Origin of the sequence: Psychrobacter sp. AOP31-B2-9 (assembly GCF_052378005.1) — a bacterium.
In the GTDB taxonomy this organism is placed as follows: Bacteria; Pseudomonadota; Gammaproteobacteria; order Pseudomonadales; family Moraxellaceae; genus Psychrobacter.
Genome location: NZ_JBQSXG010000267.1, coordinates 1 through 1,429 on the forward strand (window position 1 = coordinate 1; position 1,429 = coordinate 1,429).

Annotated in this window: 2 protein-coding genes; both read left to right on the forward strand. The window is 41.9% G+C overall.

Annotated features, from left to right (window positions below; genetic code table 11):
* The first annotated feature begins 44 nt into the window (after positions 1-44).
* Positions 45-569 carry a helix-turn-helix domain-containing protein gene (locus ACT3SX_RS15060; RefSeq protein ID WP_192520988.1) on the forward strand — a complete coding sequence of 175 codons (525 nt, stop codon included), beginning with the start codon at positions 45-47 and terminating at the stop codon, positions 567-569.
* Positions 467-1,396 carry an IS3 family transposase gene (locus tag ACT3SX_RS15065; protein ID WP_192520989.1) on the forward strand — a complete coding sequence of 310 codons (930 nt, stop codon included), beginning with the start codon at positions 467-469 and terminating at the stop codon, positions 1,394-1,396. Before ACT3SX_RS15060 ends, ACT3SX_RS15065 begins: the two co-directional genes overlap by 103 nt.
* Positions 1,397-1,429 lie beyond the last annotated feature (33 nt).

Genomic DNA, 1,429 nt, shown 5'->3' on the forward strand with positions numbered 1-1,429 from the left:
TGAACCGACCCCCATAAGTTGGACACAACTTATGGGGTATTTTTATGCGTTACGATCTAGACTTTAAGATGCAAGTCATCGCATACTATCGGCAAGGACATAGTAGTCAGGCCACCGCTAAGAAATTTAACGTCAATCCAGAGTTTGTACTCAAATGGGTCAAACAATACCAAAGCGGTGGCATAGATGCCATTAAGCCAAAGACAAGCAAAGCCAAATACAGCAGTGAGTTTAAACTGAAAGTGTTAAGCACCATGCTAGAACAAGGTTTAAGTCAATCACAGACAGCACTGACATTTAACATCAGCTCACCGGCCCTAATCAGTCATTGGCACAAAGCGTATCGATTACACGGCTTGTCTGGACTAACAACCAAGCCTAAAGGTAGAGTCGCCATGAGTAAGCCCTTTATTACAGACAAACCAGATGATGAAAAGACATTAGCAGAATTGAAGCGTGAGAATGAATACCTACGTGCGGAGGTTGCTTACCTAAAAAAGCTCGATGCCTTGCTCAAGGAGAAGGAAAAGAAACAAGCTTTGAGAAAGCAAGGCTCATCGAAGCATTGAGGCAAGAGCACCCTTTATCTGCTTTGCTCAACATCGCTAAGATGGCTAAGAGTGTCTTTTACTACCATAGGTGTCAGTTTGATGTTAAAGACAAATATGCAGACTTAAAACAATGTATTACTGAGCTTTACCACAAGCACAAAGGCAGGTATGGCTACCGTAGAGTCACAGCTGCGTTAAAGCAGCAAGGCGCTTATCATAACCATAAGCTCATTGCTAAGCTTATGCGTCAAATGAAGCTTAGCGCAAAGATAAGACGTCAGAATTACCGATCCTATAAAGGACAACAAGGTAAGATCGCGAAGAATTATTTAAAGCGCCAGTTTTATGCAGGTCATCCGCATAAGCGCTGGCTGACTGACATTACTGAGTTTAAGGTGGGTGATGATAAGCTGTATCTATCACCCATACTTGATTGTTATAACAATGAGATTGTCAGTTACACACTCTCAAGGCGACCAACCTATGACTTAGTGAGCAAGATGCTAGGTGATGCTTTAGCAAAGACGAAAGCGTGCCGTGATAAGACACTCATGCTGCACTCAGATCAAGGTTGGCATTATCAAATGAGACAGTTTGGACAGGTGCTTAAACAGCATGGTATTAAGCAAAGTATGAGCAGAAAAGGCAATTGCTTAGATAACGCACTGATGGAAGGGTTCTTCGGGACATTAAAGTGTGAGACAATTTATATTGAAAAGCCTCAAACGATTGAGGAGTTAGAACAACAGATTCATGAGTACATGCACTATTACAATCATGAGCGTATTCAAGTGAAACTAAAAGGACTGAGTCCTGTGCAGTACAGAACTCAGTCCTTGATATAAACTTAAACCGTCCAACATTTGGGGGTCAGTTCA